General features: G+C 62.2%; 14 protein-coding genes. 2 read left to right on the top strand and 12 right to left on the bottom strand.

Going from position 1 to position 20,068, the window contains the following annotated elements; genetic code table 11:
- Positions 1-54 precede the first annotated feature (54 nt).
- The 7 genes from tuf to J2805_RS04870 form a co-directional block, all read right to left on the bottom strand.
- Positions 55-1,245 (bottom strand): elongation factor Tu, encoded by a 1,191-nt coding sequence (gene tuf / locus J2805_RS04900; protein ID WP_307045584.1) that lies wholly within the window; start codon positions 1,243-1,245, stop codon positions 55-57.
- A gap of 262 nt (positions 1,246-1,507) precedes the next feature.
- Positions 1,508-3,622, bottom strand: coding sequence for an elongation factor G (gene fusA / locus J2805_RS04895; protein WP_309970042.1), 2,115 nt, complete (start codon positions 3,620-3,622; stop codon positions 1,508-1,510).
- A gap of 69 nt (positions 3,623-3,691) precedes the next feature.
- Positions 3,692-4,162, bottom strand: coding sequence for a 30S ribosomal protein S7 (rpsG, locus tag J2805_RS04890; protein ID WP_026531948.1), 471 nt, complete (start codon positions 4,160-4,162; stop codon positions 3,692-3,694).
- Between the two features lies 1 nt (position 4,163).
- Positions 4,164-4,538: a 30S ribosomal protein S12 gene (rpsL, locus tag J2805_RS04885; RefSeq protein ID WP_009358312.1), complete on the bottom strand. Its 375-nt coding sequence runs from the start codon at positions 4,536-4,538 to the stop codon at positions 4,164-4,166.
- A gap of 454 nt (positions 4,539-4,992) precedes the next feature.
- Positions 4,993-8,892, bottom strand: a complete 3,900-nt coding sequence (locus tag J2805_RS04880; RefSeq protein ID WP_307045579.1) for a DNA-directed RNA polymerase subunit beta' — start codon at positions 8,890-8,892, stop codon at positions 4,993-4,995.
- A gap of 120 nt (positions 8,893-9,012) precedes the next feature.
- Positions 9,013-12,528 (bottom strand): DNA-directed RNA polymerase subunit beta, encoded by a 3,516-nt coding sequence (gene rpoB / locus J2805_RS04875; protein WP_309970033.1) that lies wholly within the window; start codon positions 12,526-12,528, stop codon positions 9,013-9,015.
- 322 nt (positions 12,529-12,850) lie between these two features.
- On the bottom strand, positions 12,851-13,330 hold the full coding sequence (locus tag J2805_RS04870) for a hypothetical protein (protein ID WP_309970030.1): 480 nt from the start codon (positions 13,328-13,330) through the stop codon (positions 12,851-12,853).
- Between the two features lie 214 nt (positions 13,331-13,544).
- Between J2805_RS04870 and J2805_RS04865 the strand changes: the two genes are divergently transcribed.
- Together J2805_RS04865 and J2805_RS04860 are read left to right on the top strand one after the other, a co-directional pair.
- Complete coding sequence (locus tag J2805_RS04865) at positions 13,545-14,744, top strand: acetyl-CoA C-acetyltransferase (RefSeq protein WP_309970027.1); 1,200 nt, start codon at positions 13,545-13,547, stop codon at positions 14,742-14,744.
- A complete protein-coding gene (locus tag J2805_RS04860; protein WP_309970024.1) occupies positions 14,744-15,250 on the top strand; it encodes an aminoacyl-tRNA deacylase in 507 nt (168 codons plus the stop codon). Before J2805_RS04865 ends, J2805_RS04860 begins: the two co-directional genes overlap by 1 nt.
- 113 nt (positions 15,251-15,363) lie before the next feature.
- On the opposite strand, the gene rplL is transcribed toward J2805_RS04860, so the two are convergent.
- The 5 genes from rplL to rplA form a co-directional block, all read right to left on the bottom strand.
- Positions 15,364-15,738, bottom strand: coding sequence for a 50S ribosomal protein L7/L12 (gene rplL / locus J2805_RS04855; RefSeq protein ID WP_043483052.1), 375 nt, complete (start codon positions 15,736-15,738; stop codon positions 15,364-15,366).
- 80 nt (positions 15,739-15,818) lie between these two features.
- Entirely contained in the window at positions 15,819-16,409 is a 591-nt protein-coding gene (rplJ, locus tag J2805_RS04850) for a 50S ribosomal protein L10 (RefSeq protein ID WP_011692822.1), read from the bottom strand.
- A 425-nt stretch (positions 16,410-16,834) separates the two neighbouring features.
- Positions 16,835-17,947, bottom strand: a complete 1,113-nt coding sequence (locus J2805_RS04845) for a GNAT family N-acetyltransferase (RefSeq protein WP_309970017.1) — start codon at positions 17,945-17,947, stop codon at positions 16,835-16,837.
- Between the two features lie 195 nt (positions 17,948-18,142).
- A complete protein-coding gene (locus J2805_RS04840; protein WP_309970014.1) occupies positions 18,143-19,234 on the bottom strand; it encodes a GNAT family N-acetyltransferase in 1,092 nt (363 codons plus the stop codon).
- 108 nt (positions 19,235-19,342) lie between these two features.
- Positions 19,343-20,050 carry a 50S ribosomal protein L1 gene (gene rplA, locus J2805_RS04835; RefSeq protein WP_309970011.1) on the bottom strand — a complete coding sequence of 236 codons (708 nt, stop codon included), beginning with the start codon at positions 20,048-20,050 and terminating at the stop codon, positions 19,343-19,345.
- Positions 20,051-20,068: the final 18 nt, after the last annotated feature.

Below are 20,068 nucleotides of genomic sequence, written 5' to 3'. Positions count from 1 at the left end.
TTGATAAGTCTCAGACGGCCGTCAGACGGCGTACTGATCCCTGATCATCAGAAGTTACTTGATGATCTTGGTGACGCGTCCCGAACCAACGGTGCGGCCGCCTTCGCGGATTGCGAAGCCGAGGCCGTCTTCCATGGCGATGGGCTGGATGAGCGCAACGGTCATCTCAGTGTTGTCGCCGGGCATAACCATTTCCGTGCCTTCCGGCAGGGTGATAACGCCGGTTACGTCCGTGGTACGGAAGTAGAACTGCGGGCGGTAGTTGGAGTAGAACGGGTTGTGACGTCCGCCTTCGTCCTTGGAGAGGATGTAGACGTTAGCCTCGAAGTCGGTGTGCGGGGTGATGGAACCCGGCTTGACGACAACCTGGCCACGCTCTACGTCATCACGCTTCAGACCGCGGAGCAGGAGGCCACAGTTCTCGCCGGCCCATGCTTCGTCGAGCTGCTTGTGGAACATCTCGATACCGGTAACCGTGGTCTTCTGGACCGGGCGGATGCCGACGATCTCGACCTCAGAGTTGATCGCGAGGGTTCCACGCTCGGCGCGGCCCGTAACAACGGTGCCACGGCCGGTGATCGTGAAGACGTCTTCGATCGGCATCAGGAACGGCTTGTCACGGTCACGTACGGGGTCCGGAACGGACTCGTCGACAGCAGCCATCAGGTCCTCGACGGACTTGACCCACTCCGGGTCGCCTTCCAGGGCCTTGAGGCCGGAAACGCGAACAACCGGTGCTTCGTCGCCATCGAAGCCCTGCGAGCTCAGGAGCTCACGAACTTCCATTTCGACGAGGTCAAGGAGTTCCTCGTCATCGACCATGTCAGCCTTGTTCAGTGCCACCAGCAGGTAGGGAACACCAACCTGGCGGGCGAGCAGAACGTGCTCGCGGGTCTGGGCCATCGGGCCGTCAGTGGCGGCAACCACGAGGATTGCACCGTCCATCTGAGCAGCGCCGGTGATCATGTTCTTGATGTAGTCAGCGTGACCCGGAGCGTCTACGTGTGCGTAGTGGCGCTTCTCGGTCTGGTACTCAACGTGGGAGATGTTGATGGTAATGCCGCGCTGACGCTCTTCGGGAGCAGAGTCAATCGACGCGAAGTCACGCTTCTCGTTGAGAGTCGGGTACTTGTCGTACAGCACCTTGGAAATGGCGGCCGTCAACGTCGTCTTACCGTGGTCAACGTGACCAATGGTACCGATGTTAACGTGCGGCTTAGTCCGCTCGAACTTTGCCTTTGCCACAGGTTCCTCCTAGAACGTTTTCAAATGACTTACCCTTCAGTCGCGCTTGTCGCGGCCGAAACTCCAGTAAGTCTACTTGGGGGGCTTTGGATTGGTGAAATTGCAGATTCAGGAACTAATACTAGTCCCTCGAGCCTGTTCGCGCAGATGGCCGAAACCCGGCACTACCGGACTGCGGCTGGCCTGGAACCGGCCACCTGCACCGGGCTAGTTTCCGAATTCGGAAACGCACCCGAGTTTGTCGCTTTGAAAGTCCGGTGGACTACTCGCCGCGGGTCTTCTGGATGATCTCGTCGGCGACAGCCTTCGGGACCTCGGCGTAGCTGTTGAACGTCATGGAGTACACAGCGCGGCCCTGGGTCTTGGAACGCAGGTCACCGATGTAACCGAACATGCCGGACAGCGGGACGTGTGCGCGGATAACCTTGACGCCCTGAGCATCCTCCATGGACTGCATCTGGCCACGGCGGGAGTTGAGGTCACCGATAACTTCACCCATGTATTCCTCAGGGGTACGGACCTCAACATCCATCAGCGGTTCGAGCAGAACAGGGTTCGCCTTGCGTGCAGCTTCCTTGAAAGCCATACGGCCGGCGATCTTGAACGCCATTTCCGAGGAGTCAACATCGTGGTACGCGCCGTCAATCAGCGTGGCCTTGATGCCGACAACCGGGTAACCGGCCAGGACGCCGTCGTTCAGTGCATCCTGGATACCGGCGTCGACCGACGGGATGTATTCGCGCGGAACGCGGCCACCGGTGACCTTGTTCTCGAACTCGTACAGCTCGCCTTCAGCGGTGTCCAGCGGCTCGATCGCAATCTGGATCTTTGCGAACTGGCCGGAACCACCGGTCTGCTTCTTGTGGGTGTAGTCGTGACGCTCTACAGCACGCTTGATGGTTTCGCGGTAAGCAACCTGCGGCTTGCCAACGTTCGCCTCGACCTTGAATTCGCGGCGCATGCGGTCCACCAGGATGTCCAGGTGGAGCTCGCCCATGCCGGCGATGATGGTCTGACCGGTGTCTTCGTTGAGGGAGACCTGGAAGGTCGGGTCCTCAGCGGAGAGCTTCTGGATAGCCGTGGAGAGCTTCTCCTGGTCACCCTTGGTGTTCGGCTCGATGGCAACCGAGATCACGGGCTCCGGGAAGCTCATGGACTCGAGGACGATCTGGTTGGAGGAGTCGCACAGGGTGTCGCCCGTGGTGGTGTCCTTCAGACCGATGGCTGCGTAGATGTGGCCGGCGGTAGCGCCCTCAACGGGCATTTCCTTGTTGGCGTGCATCTGGAACAGCTTGCCGATGCGCTCCTTCTTGCCCTTGGTGGAGTTGACCACCTGGGCGCCTGCTTCCACGTGACCGGAGTACACGCGGATGAAGGTGAGCTGGCCGAAGAACGGGTGCGCGGCAATCTTGAACGCCAGCGCAGAGAACGGCTCTTCGGAAGAAGGCTTACGGGTCAGTTCCTTCTCTTCGTCGCGAGGATCGTGACCGATCATCGGGGGGACGTCGAGCGGGTTCGGCAGGTAGTCAACAACGGCATCCAGCATCGGCTGCACACCGCGGTTCTTGAATGCGGAACCACAGAAGACCGGGTAGATCTCGGAGTTGATCGTCATCTTGCGGATGCCGGCCTTGAGCTCGTCGATGGAGATCTCTTCGCCCTCAAGGTACTTCTCCATGAGTTCTTCGGAGGCCTCTGCAACGGTCTCGATGAGCGTTGCGCGGTACTCTTCAGCCTTTTCCTGGAGGTCAGCCGGGATCTCGCGGATCTCGTACTTGGCACCCATGGTGACGTCACCCTTGGCATCGCCGGGCCAGACCAGTGCGCGCATGTAGAGCAGGTCGACGACGCCGATGAAGTCGTTCTCGGCACCGATCGGCAGCTGCATAACGAGCGGCTTGGCACCGAGGCGGCTGATGATGGTGTCGACGGTGAAGTAGAAGTCAGCGCCCAGCTTGTCCATCTTGTTGACGAAGCAGATACGCGGGACGTTGTACTTGTCAGCCTGGCGCCAAACAGTCTCGGACTGCGGCTCCACGCCTTCCTTGCCATCGAACACGGCAACTGCACCGTCGAGGACGCGCAGGGAGCGCTCAACCTCAACCGTGAAGTCCACGTGGCCGGGGGTGTCGATGATGTTGATCTGGTTGTTTTCCCAGAAGCAGGTCACGGCGGCAGACGTGATGGTGATGCCGCGTTCCTTTTCCTGTTCCATCCAGTCGGTGGTCGAAGCGCCGTCGTGCGTTTCGCCGATCTTGTGGTTCACACCTGTGTAGAACAGAATGCGCTCGGTTGTGGTGGTCTTGCCGGCATCAATGTGGGCCATGATGCCGATATTGCGGACCTTACTAAGGTCGGTAAGCACGTCCTGTGCCACGGTGTCTCCCTTTCGGATGGACTACACGTTCGCCGCCGGCTCGTCTGAGCCGGCGGCGTCCGGGAAGTATTACCAGCGGTAGTGTGCGAAGGCCTTGTTGGACTCGGCCATCTTGTGGGTGTCTTCGCGACGCTTCACAGCGGCACCGAGACCGTTCGAGGCATCCAGGATTTCGTTCTGGAGACGCTCGGTCATCGTCTTTTCGCGGCGGGCCTTCGAGTAGCCAACCAGCCAGCGGAGGGCGAGGGCCGTGGAGCGGCCCGGCTTGACCTCAACCGGAACCTGGTAGGTTGCGCCACCGACGCGGCGTGAGCGGACCTCGAGGGAAGGCTTGACGTTGTCCATGGCCTTCTTGAGGGCTGCTACGGGGTCGCCGCCGGACTTGGCACGGGCGCCTTCAAGGGCACCGTAAACGATGCGCTCAGCGGTGGACTTCTTGCCGTCTACGAGCACCTTGTTGATGAGCTGGGTAACCAGCGGGGAGCCGTATACGGGATCTAGTACTAGCGGCCGCTTGGGGGCCGGACCCTTGCGAGGCATATTACTTCTTCTCCATCTTTGCGCCGTAGCGGCTGCGGGCCTGCTTACGGTTCTTCACACCCTGGGTATCGAGGGCGCCACGGACGATCTTGTAGCGGACACCCGGAAGGTCCTTCACACGACCGCCACGGACGAGCACAATGGAGTGCTCCTGGAGGTTGTGGCCTACACCGGGGATGTATGCAGTAACTTCAACGCCACCGTTAAGGCGCACACGTGCAACCTTACGCAGAGCCGAGTTCGGCTTCTTCGGGGTGGTGGTGTAGACGCGGGTGCAAACACCGCGGCGCATCGGGCTGCCCTTAAGCGCGGGGGCCTTGGTCTTTGAGACCTTAGGCGTGCGGCCCTTACGGACCAACTGGTTAATCGTAGGCACTCTCGTGTTCTCCGTTTTATCCGGAGCGGCCGCTGACAGCCGCTCTCCTTTTGCTTTGCCCCGCCGCCCGAGCTTTGAAGAATCTCCAGAGCAGCTGAGGCGAAGCCTTAATAGTCGGATCGCACACCGGGAAACCTGACTTACGTCAGCATTGGTCCCTAGGCATGCAAAAATGTGGCATACGTTGCACAAGAACCCTGCAAACCGGAAACGTCGCTCTGGTTCAGCCTTTCAGCTCAACCGGCGCACTCATCCACTGCCACAATAACAATTGGTATCCAGTCTAACATGGACGGCCGCCAGGCCTTAATCGGCGGGTATGCCCCATCGGTTGCTCCGGCAGCGCCCTTATGAAGGGTCAAAAGGGCGCTGCCGGAACAATCGATCGTTAAACGGGGATGGTCCCCCACCGTGCGGTGAAGGACCATCCCTTTGGTCAGGCTATGACTAACGGTTAGCGGAAGTCGCTGCCGAGATCGTAGTCATCCAGCGGGATGGCGTGGAACTCAGGAGCTCCGTCGCCGCCCAGGGTGTCGTAGGAGAAGTCGCTGAATGCGCTCGGGCCCGTAAACAGGTTGGCCTTTGCTTCTTCAGTGGGCTCCACCGTGACCTCCGTGTAGCGCGGGAGACCCGTGCCGGCGGGGATGAGCTTACCGATGATGACGTTTTCCTTGAGGCCGAGCAGCGGGTCGCTCTTGCCTTCCATGGCCGCCTGCGTCAGGACGCGGGTGGTTTCCTGGAAGGAAGCTGCGGACAGCCAGGACTCGGTGGCCAGGGATGCCTTGGTGATACCCATGAGCTCAGGACGTCCGGATGCCGGAGTCTTGCCCTCGGACACAACACGGCGGTTGGCGTCTTCGAAGCGGCTGCGCTCGGCCAGCTCACCGGGGAGCAGGTCGGATTCACCGGATTCGATGACCGTAACGCGGCGCAGCATCTGGCGAACGATAACCTCGACGTGCTTGTCGTGGATACCGATGCCCTGGCTGCGGTACACGCCCTGGACTTCGTCCACCAGGAACTTCTGTGCAGCACGGGGGCCCATGATACGCAGAACCTGCTTGGGGTCGACCGGACCGTTGATGAGCTTCTGGCCCACCGTGACGTGCTGGCCGTCTTCAATCAGGAGGCGTGAGCGGCGCAGGACCGGGTAAGCGATCTCTTCGCTGCCATCATCCGGAGTGATGACCAGGCGCATCTGGCGCTCGGACTCTTCGATGGCGATGCGGCCGGCTGCTTCTGCAATCGGTGCGACACCCTTCGGAGTACGGGCTTCGAAAAGCTCCTGGATACGGGGCAGACCCTGGGTGATGTCGTCGCCGCCGCTGGCGGAAACAGCACCACCGGTGTGGAACGTACGCATGGTCAGCTGGGTACCCGGCTCACCGATGGACTGTGCGGCGATGATGCCCACTGCCTCACCGATGTCCACGGTCTTGCCGGTGGCCAGCGAACGGCCGTAGCACAGGGCGCAGGTGCCGACGCTGGACTCACAGGTGAGTACGGAGCGGACCTTGACCTCGGTGATGCCGGCTGCGAACAGTTCGGCAATGACGACGTCGCCGCAGTCGGTGCCGCCGGCAGCCAGGACCTTGCCCTTGGAGTCAACGACATCCACGGCCAGGGTACGGGCGTACGCGCTGTTCTCGACGTTCTCGTCCAGCACCAGCTCACCGTTGGCGTCAGCCACGGCAATCGGGGTGACGAGGCCGCGTTCGGTGCCGCAGTCCTCTTCACGGACGATGACGTCCTGCGACACGTCCACCAGACGACGGGTCAGGTAACCCGAGTTGGCGGTACGCAGCGCGGTGTCAGCCAGACCCTTACGGGCACCGTGCGTGGCGATGAAGTATTCCAGCACCGACAGGCCCTCGCGGTAGGAGGACTTAATCGGACGCGGGATGATTTCACCCTTAGGGTTGGCCACCAGGCCACGGATACCCGCGATCTGACGGACCTGCATCCAGTTACCACGTGCACCGGAGGACACCATGCGGTTGATGGTGTTCATCGGCGACAGGTTGTCGCGCATGACCTGGGCGATCTCGTTGGTTGCCTTGTTCCAGATCTCGATCAGTTCCTGGCGACGCTCGTCGTCGTCGATCAGGCCCTTGTCGTACTGGCCCTGGATCTTGGCAGCCCGCTCTTCGTAACCGGCAAGGATGACCGGCTTCTCGGCCGGAACCTCGATGTCGGAGATAGCAACAGTGACGCCTGAACGGGTGGCCCAGTAGAAACCGGCATCCTTCAGGTTGTCCAGCGTTGCCGCGGTAACAACCTTCGGGTAGCGCTCGGCGAGGTCGTTGACGATGCGGGACAGCTCGCCCTTGTCAGCAACGGCCTCAACCCACGGGTAGTCCTCGGGCAGGGTCTGGTTGAAGATGACCTGGCCCAGGGAGGTCTGGACGAGAGCGGTCTGACCCGGCTCCCAGCCTTCCGGAGCTTCCCAGCCGGCGTAAGGGACAAAGCCCTCAAGACGGATCTTGACCTGGGAGTTCAGGTGCAGCTCGTGCAGGTCGAACGCCATGATGGCTTCCGAAACCGAGGAGAAGATGCGGCCTTCGCCAGCTGAACCGACACGCTTGGTGGTCAGGTGGTAGAGGCCGATGATCATATCCTGCGAAGGAAGGGTCACCGGGCGGCCGTCAGACGGCTTCAGGATGTTGTTCGAGGACAGCATCAGGATGCGGGCTTCAGCCTGGGCTTCGGGGCTCAGCGGCAGGTGGACTGCCATCTGGTCGCCGTCGAAGTCAGCGTTGAAGGCGCCACAAACCAGCGGGTGCAGCTGGATTGCCTTACCTTCAACAAGCTGCGGTTCGAACGCCTGGATGCCGAGTCGGTGCAGGGTGGGTGCACGGTTCAGCAGCACGGGGTGCTCGGTGATGATCTCTTCGAGAACGTCCCAGACCTGCGGACGGTAACGCTCAACCATGCGCTTGGCCGACTTGATGTTCTGTGCGTGGTTGAGGTCAACCAGGCGCTTCATCACGAACGGCTTGAAGAGCTCCAGTGCCATCTGCTTCGGCAGGCCGCACTGGTGCAGCTTCAGCTGCGGACCGACGACGATAACCGAACGGCCGGAGTAGTCGACGCGCTTACCCAGGAGGTTCTGGCGGAAGCGGCCCTGCTTGCCCTTGAGCATGTCGCTCAGGGACTTCAGCGGACGGTTGCCCGGTCCGGTGACCGGACGGCCACGGCGGCCGTTGTCGAAGAGGCTGTCAACAGCTTCCTGAAGCATGCGCTTCTCGTTGTTGACGATGATCTCCGGAGCACCCAGGTCAAGCAGTCGCTTGAGACGGTTGTTGCGGTTGATCACGCGGCGGTACAGGTCGTTGAGGTCGGAGGTCGCGAAGCGGCCACCATCCAGCTGGACCATGGGGCGCAGTTCCGGCGGGATCACCGGGACGGCGTCCAGCACCATGCCGAGCGGGCTGTTGTTGGTGGTCAGGAACGCGTTGACAACCTTCAGCCGCTTCAGGGCACGGGTCTTGCGCTGGCCCTTGCCGTTGGCAATGATGTCGCGCAGCGAGTCAGACTCGGCCTGCATGTCGAAGTTCTCAAGGCGCTTCTTGATGGCTTCGGCACCCATGGAGCCTTCGAAGTACATGCCGTAGCGGTCACGCAGTTCGCGGTAGAGGCCTTCGTCGCCTTCGAGGTCGGCGACCTTCAGGTTCTTGAAGCGGTCCCAGACCTGCTCGAGGCGCTCGATGTCGGCGTCGGCACGCTTACGCACGTTGGCCATCTGACGGTCCGCGGAATCGCGGGCCTTCTTCTTGTCGGCAGCCTTGGCGCCTTCGCCTTCGAGACGGGCAAGCTCGTTCTCGAGGTCGCGGGCGATCGTGGCGATGTCGGAGTCGCGGTTGTCGACCAGCTGCTTCTTCTCGATGTCGTGCTCAACCTGCAGGTTGGGCAGTTCCTCGTGGCGGCTGTCGGCGTCGACGCTCGTGATCATGTAGGCAGCGAAGTAGATGACCTTTTCGAGGTCCTTCGGTGCCAGGTCAAGGAGGTAGCCCAGGCGGGACGGAACACCCTTGAAGTACCAGATGTGCGTGACCGGGGCGGCCAGCTCGATGTGGCCCATACGCTCACGGCGGACCTTTGCACGGGTGACCTCAACGCCACACCGCTCACAAATGATGCCCTTGAAGCGCACGCGCTTGTACTTGCCGCAGTAGCATTCCCAGTCGCGGGACGGGCCAAAGATCTTCTCGCAGAAGAGGCCGTCCTTCTCAGGCTTGAGCGTGCGGTAGTTAATGGTTTCCGGCTTCTTAACCTCGCCGTAAGACCAGCCACGGATGTCTTCCGCGGTGGCGAGGCCGATCTGCATGAGGCCGAAGGAGGATTCGCTGGACATATGGTCCCTGTTCTCTCTTGTTCTCTAAATTCTGAAGTCTTGGGTTACGGGAAGAGGGAGGTGATGCCGGGGAAAAGACAGCGCGGCGGGGCCGCTTGCTTTTCCCCGGACATCAACCTGCTAAACCTCTTCTACGGAACTGGGCTCTGCACGAGACAGATCGATGCCCAGTTCTTCCGCAGCCGTGAAGACTGCGTCATCAGAGTCACGCATTTCAATTGTGGTTCCGTCCGTGGAAAGCACTTCCACGTTCAGGCACAGCGACTGCATTTCCTTGATCAAGACCTTGAAGGACTCAGGAACGCCCGGCTCGGGGATGTTCTCGCCCTTGACGATTGCTTCGTAGACCTTCACACGACCGTGGATATCATCCGACTTGATCGTGAGGAGTTCCTGGAGCGTGTAGGCGGCGCCATAAGCTTCGAGCGCCCACACTTCCATTTCACCGAAGCGCTGGCCACCGAACTGTGCCTTACCACCCAGCGGCTGCTGCGTGATCATGGAGTACGGGCCGGTGGAGCGTGCGTGGATCTTGTCGTCCACCAGGTGGTGGAGCTTCAGGATGTACATGTAGCCGACCGAGATCGGATCCGGGAACGGCTCGCCGGAGCGGCCGTCAAACAGGCGGGTCTTGCCGGAGGAGTTGATCAGGCGGTCACCGTCGCGGGTCACGTTCGTGGAATCGAGCAGGCCCGTGATTTCCTCTTCACGCGCACCGTCGAAGACCGGCGTTGCAACAGTGGTCTGGCCACTCTCGCGCGGCAGATTCGGCAGCTGCTTGACCCATTCAGGCTCGCCTTCGATCTTCCAACCGGTCTTGGCAACCCAGCCGAGGTGCGTTTCGAGCACCTGGCCGACGTTCATACGGCCCGGAACACCCAGCGGGTTCAGGACGATATCAACGGGGGTACCGTCGGCAAGGAAGGGCATGTCCTCGATCGGGAGGATCTTGGAGATAACACCCTTGTTGCCGTGACGGCCGGCGAGCTTGTCGCCGTCGGTGATCTTGCGCTTGGCGGCCACGTAGACGCGGACCAGCTGGTTGACGCCCGGGGGCAGTTCGTCGTCGTTGTCGCGGTCGAAGACGCGCACGCCGATGACGGTACCGGACTCGCCGTGCGGAACCTTCAGGGAGGTGTCGCGGACTTCGCGTGACTTCTCACCGAAGATGGCGCGCAGCAGGCGCTCTTCCGGGGTCAGTTCGGTTTCACCCTTCGGGGTGACCTTTCCGACCAGGATGTCGCCGGCTTCAACCTCGGCACCGATGTGGATGATGCCGCGCTCGTCCAGGCCTGCCAGGACTTCCTCGGACACGTTGGGGATGTCACGGGTGATTTCCTCGGCACCAAGCTTGGTGTCGCGGGCATCGATCTCGTGCTCCTCGATGTGGATGGAGGAAAGAACATCCTCGGCAACAATGCGCTGCGAGAGGATGATGGCGTCCTCGAAGTTGTGGCCTTCCCATGACATGAATGCCACGAGCAGGTTCTTACCCAGGGCAAGTTCACCCTGGTCCGTTGCCGGGCCGTCGGCGATGATGCCGCCGACTTCGAGGCGCTGGCCTTCGCTCACCAGGACACGGTGGTTGTAGCAGTTGCCCTGGTTGGAACGGGCGAACTTGTTGATGCGGTAGTTGGTTTCCGTGCCGTCGTCGTTGAGCATGATGACGAGTTCGGCGGACACCTCGGTGACCACACCGGGCTTCTTCGCGATGACAACGTCACCGGCGTCGACTGCTGCGGCGCGCTCCATGCCGGTACCGACGAACGGTGCCTCGGAGCGGACCAGCGGCACGGCCTGACGCTGCATGTTGGCACCCATGAGTGCGCGGTTAGCATCGTCATGCTCGAGGAACGGAATCAGGGCCGTAGCCACGGACACCATCTGGCGCGGGGAAACGTCCATGAACTCGACGTCGGCGGCGGGAACCAGCACGGGCTCGCCTCCACCACCACGGGCGCGGACCAGGACGGTCTCTTCGGCGAACTTCTTGTTCTCGTCCAGCGGAGCGTTGGCCTGTGCGATCAGGACCTCTGCTTCGTCGTCGGCCGTCAGGTACTGGACCTCATCGGAAACGACGCCTTCGGACACGAGACGGTAAGGGGTCTCGATGAAGCCGAAGGGGTTGATGCGGCCGTAGGAAGCCAGCGAACCGATCAGACCAATGTTCGGGCCTTCAGGGGTTTCGATGGGGCACATACGTCCGTAGTGGGACGGGTGAACGTCTCGGACTTCCATGCCTGCACGGTCACGGGACAGACCACCCGGGCCAAGCGCGGACAGACGGCGCTTGTGGGTCAGACCCGACAGCGGGTTGTTCTGGTCCATGAACTGCGACAGCTGGGAAGTTCCGAAGAACTCCTTGATGGCTGCCACAACGGGGCGGATGTTGATCAGTGTCTGCGGCGTGATGGCCTCGACGTCCTGCGTGGTCATACGCTCGCGGACGACGCGCTCCATACGGGACAGGCCGGTGCGGACCTGGTTCTCGATGAGCTCGCCGACGGCGCGGATGCGGCGGTTGCCGAAGTGGTCGATGTCATCGATTTCGACGCGCAGCTCGTGGTCCTGGCCGTCGCGCTTGCCCGTGAGGGTCTTCTCGCCGGCGTGCAGGGCAACCAGGAACTTGATCATCGCAACGATGTCTTCAACGTGCAGGACCGAAGCTTCCTTGTCGCCAAGGGAGCGGTCGATGCCAAGCTTGCGGTTGATCTTGTAACGGCCAACCTTGGCCAGATCGTAGCGCTTGGAGTTGAAGTACAGGTTGTCCAGCAGGGACTGGGCAGCCTCGACGGTGGGCGGCTCGCCCGGTCGCAGCTTCCGGTAGATATCCAGCAAGGCGTCTTCGCGGGTTTCGGTGGCGTCCTTCTCCAGCGTTGCGCGCATGGAGTCGTACTGGCCGAACTCTTCGAGGATCTGGCCTTCGGTCCAGCCGAGGGCCTTCAGCAGCACCGTGACGGACTGCTTGCGCTTGCGGTCAAGGCGAACGCCGACCTGGTCGCGCTTGTCGATCTCGAGCTCGAACCAGGCACCGCGGGACGGGATGATCTTCGCAGTGAAGATGTCCTTGTCGCTGGTCTTGTCAGCGGTGCGCTCGAAGTAGGCGCCCGGGGAACGGACCAGCTGGGAGACAACGACACGCTCGGTGCCGTTGACGACGAAGGTGCCCTTCTCGGTCATCAGCGGGAAGTCACCCATGAACACGGTCTGCTGCTTGATTTCGCCCGTGTTGTTGTTCATGAATTCGGCTTTAACGTACAGCGGAGCCGAGTACGTAGCGTCCCGGTCCTTGCACTCGGCCATGGTGTATTTGGGGTCAGCGAACTCCGGGTCGGAGAAGCTCAGGGACATGGTGCCCTGGAAATCCTCGATCGGGGAGATCTCTTCGAAGATGTCAGACAGACCGGAGCTAGTGGCGACGCTGAGGTCGCCTTCTTCGACGGCCTTCGCAACGCGTGCCTGCCAGCGTTCGTTTCCGACCAGCCAGTCGAAGCTGTCCGTTTGCAGGGCAAGCAGATTCGGAACGTCAAGGGGTTCGTGAATCTTTGCGAATGAGAGCCGGCGAGTGGCACCATCGGTGCTGTCGGCATTGATAGCGGTAGCGTTGTTTACATTAGAGGTGCTCGAGGCGACCAAGAGGGATCCTTCCACAGACCTTCAGGCGTTTTCAGATCTCCCCCGTTGAAAGCCCTGCAGAATGACTCCGCAGCGCTACCAGTCCGGTTCCGCTATATGACCCGGGACCCAGGCTGACCATGATGTTGCACGTCTCGGACGGCACGTCGATGGATCAGCTGCTAGGCAAAGCCCACCGCTATATGAAGGCTGAAGGTAAACAGGGAAGACGCAAATATCTACGATACGGCAAAACGGCGCACGTGTCTACCCCACTTCCCCGGTTATTGCAAGCACCGTTGCCGAAGGCACCTAAATGGCTCCCGCCTCCGGCCCGTGTCCGCTACAGCGTGAGCGTAACTCCCGCTGCCGTGCATTCGTTCGCGTTGGCGAAGACAGCATCGCGGACTGCGTCCTTCGACTCCTGCTCTATCTGGCTACCGTTATCAACCGCCATGGAATGGTCAATCGCAAGGACCTTGAGCGACGCGAACAGACCCACCAGATTCCCTGTCACAGTGTCCTGGGCGTCGTCCGCAGCCAGGTAGATGTCCTCGTAGGCGTTGGAATCTTTCCGGATCGCCTTGTACTCGGCGTACAGGGAGTTAAACGTCTCGCACGCTTCCTTCGCGCCGGACGTTCCGGCCCCGGACGCGGATTTGGTGTACGTCTTGGAGGACGACGGCGACGGTGCAGGCGCGCTGGACGTTTCCGTTTGCGGCGCGCTGGTTTCGGTTCCGGAACCGCCGTCGGGTCCTGTAGCAGCGCATGCCGTAAGTCCGGCGAGGCTGGCGATGGCTGCCGCGGCGAGGATTTTCTTCAAGATGCTGCTCCCTGTTTTGCAATGCTGTTTTGCGTTGCTGTGTTAACGTCGCCACCCACCCTACGCACGCTGGCGACGCTGCGCGCGGCCGCAGCATGGGCTGTTCTATCCATCCACGGCACGGAATGGACCCCGCCTTGGGTGCGTTTGCATGGATAGGTGATTCGGCTCACGATAGCCTTGGCGTAATCGTCACAGATCGGAAGAGATAACCATGAGCAACTCCGCAGACGACAACGACGTTGTCATCCTCGCCGCAGCCCGTACGCCGCAGGGCCGCCTCAATGGCCAGCTGGCCAGCTTCACGGCGGTGGAACTCGGCGCGCATGCGATCAAGGCTGCACTCGCTGCAAGCGGCGTTGGCGCCGACCGGGTGGACGCGGTCATCATGGGCCAGGTCCTGCAGGCCGGCGCCGGCCAGAACCCGGCGCGGCAGAGCGCCATCGGCGCGGGCATCGGCTGGAACGTCCCCACTGTCACCATCAACAAGGTCTGCCTTTCCGGGCTCACAGCAGTGATCGACGCCGCCCGGATGATCCGCAGCGGTGATGCCGCCGTCGTCGTCGCCGGAGGCCAGGAATCCATGACCCGGGCACCGCACATCCTGCCGGGTTCACGGCAGGGCTGGACCTACGGGGCCATCCAGGCACTGGATGTGGCGGCGCATGACGGCCTCACGGATGCCTTCGACGGTCACTCCATGGGCCTCTCGACGGAAAGCAAGAACCTGGTCCTGGGCATCGACCGGACATCGCAGGACAACGTGGCCGCCCAGTCGCACCAGCGTGCGGCGCTGGCGGCAAAGAACGGCGTCTTCGACGACGAGATCGCACCGATCAGCGTGAAGCAGCGCAAGGGCGACCCCATCGTTGTCACCACTGATGAAGGCGTGCGCCCCGATACGACGGTCGAGTCGCTGGCCGGCCTTCGCGCCGCATTCGTCAGCGACGGCACCATCACGGCGGGAAACTCCTCTCCCCTGTCCGACGGCGCCTCCGCCCTGGTGCTGGCAACGAGGAAATTCGCAAAAGACAACGGCCTGGATTACCTCGCGGTGGTGGGTAAGCCGGGCCAGGTCGCAGGCCCGGACAACTCGCTGCACTCACAGCCCTCCAACGCCATCAAAAACGCCCTCAGCCGTGCGGGCTGGACCACCGAGGACCTCGACTTCATCGAGATCAACGAGGCCTTCGGTTCAGTAGCCGTCCAGTCACTCAAGGATCTCAAGTACCCGCTGGAGCAGTGCAACGTCCACGGCGGCGCCATTGCCCTGGGGCACCCGATCGGTGCCTCAGGTGCGCGCCTCGCCGGACATGCCGCGCACGAACTGAAGCGGCGCGGCACCGGCAAGGCCGCAGTTTCCCTGTGCGGCGGCGGAGGCCAGGGCGAGGCCCTCCTCCTGTACCGGGACTGATGGCGGCCTCATCCGCAGACGCGGCGGGCGCCGTCGGCAGGGCACGGTTCCTGGCCGACGCCGCCGCGCGGGGCCTCGACGTCGAAATAGTGGAGCGGCTTGCAGCCAGGAGCCTTGAGGAGGCGGCCGGCATCCTGGGCATTACGCCCGCTGACATCGTGAAGTCCCTGGTGGTCAAGCACAAGGACGGCAGCTTCCTCTTTGCCTTGATCCCCGGGGACCGGCAGATTTCCTGGCCCAAGCTGAGGGGGCTGGTGGGCGTCAACAAGCTCTCGCTCCCGCCGGCCGACGTCGCACTGGAGGCCACGGGCTACGAGCGCGGCACCATCACGCCGCTGGGCAGCACCAGGCAGTGGCCGGTGTACGCGGACCGGACCATCACCGGGAAGCGGATTTCCATGGGCGCCGGGGAACATGGCTACAGCGCGTTCGTGGACGCCGACGCTTTGACCGCGGCCCTGGACGCAGTGGTGGCGGACATCAGCGACCCCAACCCAAGTAGGTAGCAGTAGATGTCGTTATGAGGGCTCATAACGACATCTACTGCTACCCAGTTGGGCTTAAACGCAGGAAACCCCGCCCACCGAAGTGGACGGGGTTTCCTATGGAAAAGCGAGCGTTACTTGAGGGTAACGGTGGCGCCGGCAGCCTCGAGCTGCTCCTTTGCCTTCTCAGCAGCTTCCTTGGTGGCACCTTCGAGGACAGCCTTGGGAGCGCTGTCAACCAGGTCCTTGGCTTCCTTGAGGCCCAGGGAAGTGATGGCGCGAACTTCCTTGATCACTGCGATCTTCTTGTCGCCAGCAGCTTCGAGAACGACGTCGAAGTCGGTCTTCTCTTCGGCTTCTTCAGCAGCACCGGCAGCGGGGCCGGCAACGGCAACAGCAGCAGCGGTAACTTCGAAGGTCTCTTCGAAGAGCTTGACGAACTCGGAGAGCTCGATGATGGTCAGTTCCTTGAAAGCTTCAATGAGCTCTTCGTTGGTGAGCTTCGCCATGGTGTGGCGTCCTTCCTATAGGTGGTGCTTGGCGGCCTGGGCCGTTGCCTTCACACCGGAGTCTGATTTGAAAGAGAAGGTTAGTTCTCTTCGGTGGCTGCGGCTTCGGCCGGAGCTTCGGTCTCTGCTGCTTCTGCGGCCGGGGCTTCTTCAGCGGCGGGCGCTTCGGCAGCTGCCGGTGCACCGTTCTCTTCTTCAAGCTTGAGGCGCAGGGCGTCAATGATGCGTGCAGCAGCGGCAGCAGGAGCCTTGAGGATGCCTGCAACCTTGGCGAGCTGCAGCTCGCGGGACTCGAGTGCTGCCAGGGCAGCAACTTCGCTGGCGTTCAGTGCCTTGCCCTCGAAGTAACCGGTCTTGATAACCAGCTGCTTGTTGGTCTTGGCAAAATCCGTCAGGCTCTTGGCAGCTGCAACTGCGTCACCCTTGATGAACGCGATTGCAGTGGGGCCGGCGAGCTGACCGTCGAATGCTTCGACACCAGCTTCCTTGGCTGCAATTGCGGTCAGGGTGTTCTTGACGACCGCGAACTTGGTGTCCTGGCCGAGAGAAACACGCAGCTGCTTGAGCTGTGCAACGGTGAGCCCACGGTATTCGGTCAGGACAGCGGCGTTCGATTCCTTGAAATCGTTAGTGATCTCAGCTACTGCTGAAACCTTGGTAGGCGTTGCCATAACCCTCCTTCCGGGGATAGTGCCGGTGTTTCCGGGTCCCCGCTCAGGTGAGCTAAAACTAAAAACGCCCCGAGCAGATGCACGGGGCTTGGCTCGACACGGTCCATGACTGTGGAGCTTTACTTCGTTCACCTGCGCTGGCCGCCCTATGTTCAGGGTCCTTCGTCCGGAAACCCACTTGCTCTCCCGCACACGACTGCAGTATTGAGCAATGCTCAGGAGAGTGGATTTCCAACAACCGACGGTCTTTGGTAGTTCAAGCTTACGGGCAACGCCACCCGTACTCCAAATCGGTCTCCGGGACGGCTTCAGGCAGCAGGCGCGACTGGAGCAGGCACGTCTGCCGCCGGCGCCGGGCGCCGCACTGCAGCCTGCCAGCCGCCGGCGCCGGGCGCCGCACTGCAGCCTGCCAGCCGCCGGCGCCCTCAGCTGCTGCTCGGCCCGAAGTCCGGAAGGTCCTTCTGCCAGATCCCTGTGACGCCCGCAGTGGTGAAACCCAGCTGCTGGTTCACCTTGAGCAGATACCGGTTCTCCGGAGCGTTCCATGTGTAGATGACCCGGGCATCGGGGAATTGCTCGGTGAGGCGTTCCATGTTGGCCACCTTGATCAGCAGGCCCAGCTTGTTGCCGCGGTGTTCCTGCATCACCACCGTGTCGTCCTGGAACACCACGTCCTGCCGCTGGGAAAGCACGCTGATGGTGGTCAGCCCCACCAGCATGCCGGTGGCGATGTGTTCGACGGCGGTGACCACCGTGCGTCTTCCCTGCGCGATGGTGGCCTCTTCCGCCTCCCTGATCATGGCGCCGTCGAACACCAACTGCTCTTCGGTCCTTGAGGAGGGTGTGGTGTCTTCACCCGCCTGGTTTTCCAGCGCTGCCACGGATTCGAGCCACCGATCCGGGCATCTGTCGGTCCAGTGATGCAGTCGGTAGCGGCCCGCGTTGGCCTGCTCGGCTTCCTCCTCCAGCTCCGCTACCAGCTTGCTGTCCAGCGGCAGCAGGCACGAACTGAACTGCTCGATGTGCTGCAGCGTGTAGCCCGTCTTGCGGGCAAACTCCACCTCCCGGCTGCCCAGCGGCACAAAGCCCAGGCCCGAGCCGGGAACCAGCTGGTCGTCGATGGAGCTGCTCAGCGAGACGCCGGGATGATTGGTGTCGATCAGGATCATGGTCCGGCCTTCGCCCCGGGCAAACTGCTCCGCAGCCTCCAGCAGCTGGCGTCCCACGCCCTGGCGCTGGAACTCCGGCAGGATATCGAGCGTGAACTCCGCGAGGTCAAGGTTGTCGGCCAGGGGCAGGGCAATATCCACCGCGCCCACGATCTCGCCGTCGATCTTGGCCACGAGGATGACTTGGCGCTCGTAGGGATCGGCCAGTTCGAGGAGCTTTTCAAGCGGGGTGTAGGCGAGGTCGTCACTCCCCCACGTTTGCATCCGCACTTTGCGGCCAACTTCGACGGCGGCCAGGAAATCGGCGCTGTCGGGTCCGTCGAGGGAATCGGGAATCCAGAGTTGTTCGATCCGTACGTCTTGAGCCATAAAGGGCGTCATCCCAGTCGTTTCTGCCACTCACCTTCAAAGCCGGCGGGTTTGAATCAAAGCGAAATATTTATCGCCAGCATATGCCGGTTTTCGCTGGCGTTCCATGTAATGACCGGCCCGGCGTCCGGGCAGGCCAGTTGTTGCAGGCCCAACGGGCCTGCCGGATTCGGACGGCGGTCATGGCCAGGCCCGTTATAGCGTCTTCTGCCATTCGCCGTCGTACCCGGCAGGACGGAAGCCGAGGGCCACGTTAATGGCCAGCATGTGGTCGTTTTCGGCTGCATTATACGTGACGATGCGCTCCACGCGGGGATAACCGGTGAGCAGCCGGCGGATGTTGAGGATTTTGACGAGCATGCCCAGGCGGTGACCGCGGTGATGGCTGGCCACCAGCGTATCGTCCTGGTTGGCCAGCCAGGGTTTCGCGTCCGACACCTGAAGCACCGAATACGCGGCGAGCTCCCCGGTGCCGCGGTGGCGGGCGCCTGCCACGAGGGAGTCCAGGCCTGCCTGCTTCCACGTGTTCTCAACATGGCGGACCCGCGCCACGTCCCACGATTCGGCGTCGAAGCTCAATCCACCGGCCGGGGTGTCCGTGCTCATGCGCGACATCAGGACCGCCAGCTGGGCTGCGTACTCGTCGGGACAGCTGTCCGTCCAGTGCAGCAGCTCGTACTGCTCCCCGCCCTTGTACAGTGCGTCGCCTTCAAGCCCGGCCAGGTTGTCTTCAGCGGGCGGCAACGCCAAAGCGCTGAAGCGTTCCACCTGTTCGAGTTTGTAGCCCGCCTCCCGGGCGAAGCGGACCCCCCGAGCCTCCGCCGGCACCCCTCCGGTGCCCGTCGCCGGCTTGAGCAGCCCGGGATCGTCGACGTCGAAATCGGCCGGGTGCTCCGTGAAGGTCTGTAGTGTGGTGCAGCCGCGCGAGGCGGCCAATTCCTCGGCATGGTCCAGCAATGTGCGCCCGATGCCGCGCCCGGAGAACCCGGCCAGGACGTTCACGTGGAGCAGCGCGGTGCGGAGGTTCTCCTCGAGCCCGAAACGGATCCAGGACCGCCCCACCATGCGTCCGTCCACCCGCACGAAGAAGAGCCGCACCTGCGTGTAGGGGTTGTCGCGCCAGTTCTGGAGCCGGGCCTTTGCCGATGACGAACGGTCCGGGTTGCCCCACATCTCCAGCACCAGGGCATCGCTGAGGTCTCCGAATTCCAGGAACTCACCGGCATCCGGGGCGTCAATGGCCGCGGGCAGAAGCAAGGGTTCTACGAGGTACGGCGCTGTCTTCACGGGGACAGCCTAGCCGCCGCGGAGACAGCAGCATACGGAACCGGAGGGCAAACGCGGAAAGACCGCCCCGCAGATGCGGGACGGTCTTTCCTACGAACCTGGTGAGGATTAGACCTCGGTCAGGACCTTGGTGACGTTGGGGTCAACCGAGATGCCCGGGCCGAACGTGGTAGCCACGGTGGCCTTCTGGATGTAGCGGCCCTTGGAAGCGGACGGCTTCAGGCGAAGGACCTCTTCCAGTGCTGCTGCGTAGTTCTCGGCCAGCTTGAGGGCGTCGAACGAAACCTTGCCGATGATGAAGTGCAGGTTGGAGTGCTTGTCGACGCGGAAGTCGATCTTGCCACCCTTGATGTCATTGACGGCCTTGGTGACGTCGGGGGTCACGGTGCCCGTCTTCGGGTTCGGCATCAGGTTACGCGGACCCAGGACCTTACCGAGGCGGCCAACCTTGCCCATGAGGTCAGGGGTGGCGACGGCGGCGTCGAAGTCGGTCCAGCCGGCTGCGATCTTTTCGATCAGGTCATCGGAACCAACGAAGTCGGCGCCGGCAGCGATTGCTGCTTCGGCCTTGTCGCCCGTTGCGAAGACGAGGACGCGGGCAACCTTACCGGTGCCGTGCGGCAGGTTAACGGTGCCGCGGACCATCTGGTCAGCCTTACGCGGGTCTACACCCAGGCGGAAAGCGACCTCAACGGTGGCGTCGAACTTGGACGGGTTGGTGTCCTTGGCCAGCGTCACTGCCTCGAACGGCGCGTAGAACTTCTCCGCGTCGATCTTGGCGGCGGCTGCCTCATATGCTTTGCTGCGCTTTGCCATGCTGCTTATTCTCCTTGT

Origin of the sequence: Arthrobacter oryzae (assembly GCF_031454875.1) — a bacterium.
In the GTDB taxonomy this organism is placed as follows: domain Bacteria; phylum Actinomycetota; class Actinomycetes; order Actinomycetales; family Micrococcaceae; genus Arthrobacter; species Arthrobacter oryzae_D.
The sequence above is the reverse complement of the archived record's forward strand: the minus strand, read 5'-3'. Positions and strand labels throughout refer to the sequence as shown.

Excerpts from the sequence above, each read along its gene's own strand:
- rplA (WP_309970011.1), bottom strand. The coding sequence starts at position 20,050 with ATGGCAAAGCGCAGCAAAGCATATGAGGCAGCCGCCGCCAAGATCGAC.
- rpsG (WP_026531948.1), bottom strand. The coding sequence starts at position 4,162 with ATGCCTCGCAAGGGTCCGGCCCCCAAGCGGCCGCTAGTACTAGATCCC.
- rplL (WP_043483052.1), bottom strand. The coding sequence starts at position 15,738 with ATGGCGAAGCTCACCAACGAAGAGCTCATTGAAGCTTTCAAGGAACTG.
- J2805_RS04880 (WP_307045579.1), bottom strand. The coding sequence starts at position 8,892 with ATGTCCAGCGAATCCTCCTTCGGCCTCATGCAGATCGGCCTCGCCACC.
- rplJ (WP_011692822.1), bottom strand. The coding sequence starts at position 16,409 with ATGGCAACGCCTACCAAGGTTTCAGCAGTAGCTGAGATCACTAACGAT.
- J2805_RS04865 (WP_309970027.1), top strand. The coding sequence starts at position 13,545 with ATGAGCAACTCCGCAGACGACAACGACGTTGTCATCCTCGCCGCAGCC.
- J2805_RS04860 (WP_309970024.1), top strand. The coding sequence starts at position 14,744 with ATGGCGGCCTCATCCGCAGACGCGGCGGGCGCCGTCGGCAGGGCACGG.
- J2805_RS04845 (WP_309970017.1), bottom strand. The coding sequence starts at position 17,947 with ATGGCTCAAGACGTACGGATCGAACAACTCTGGATTCCCGATTCCCTC.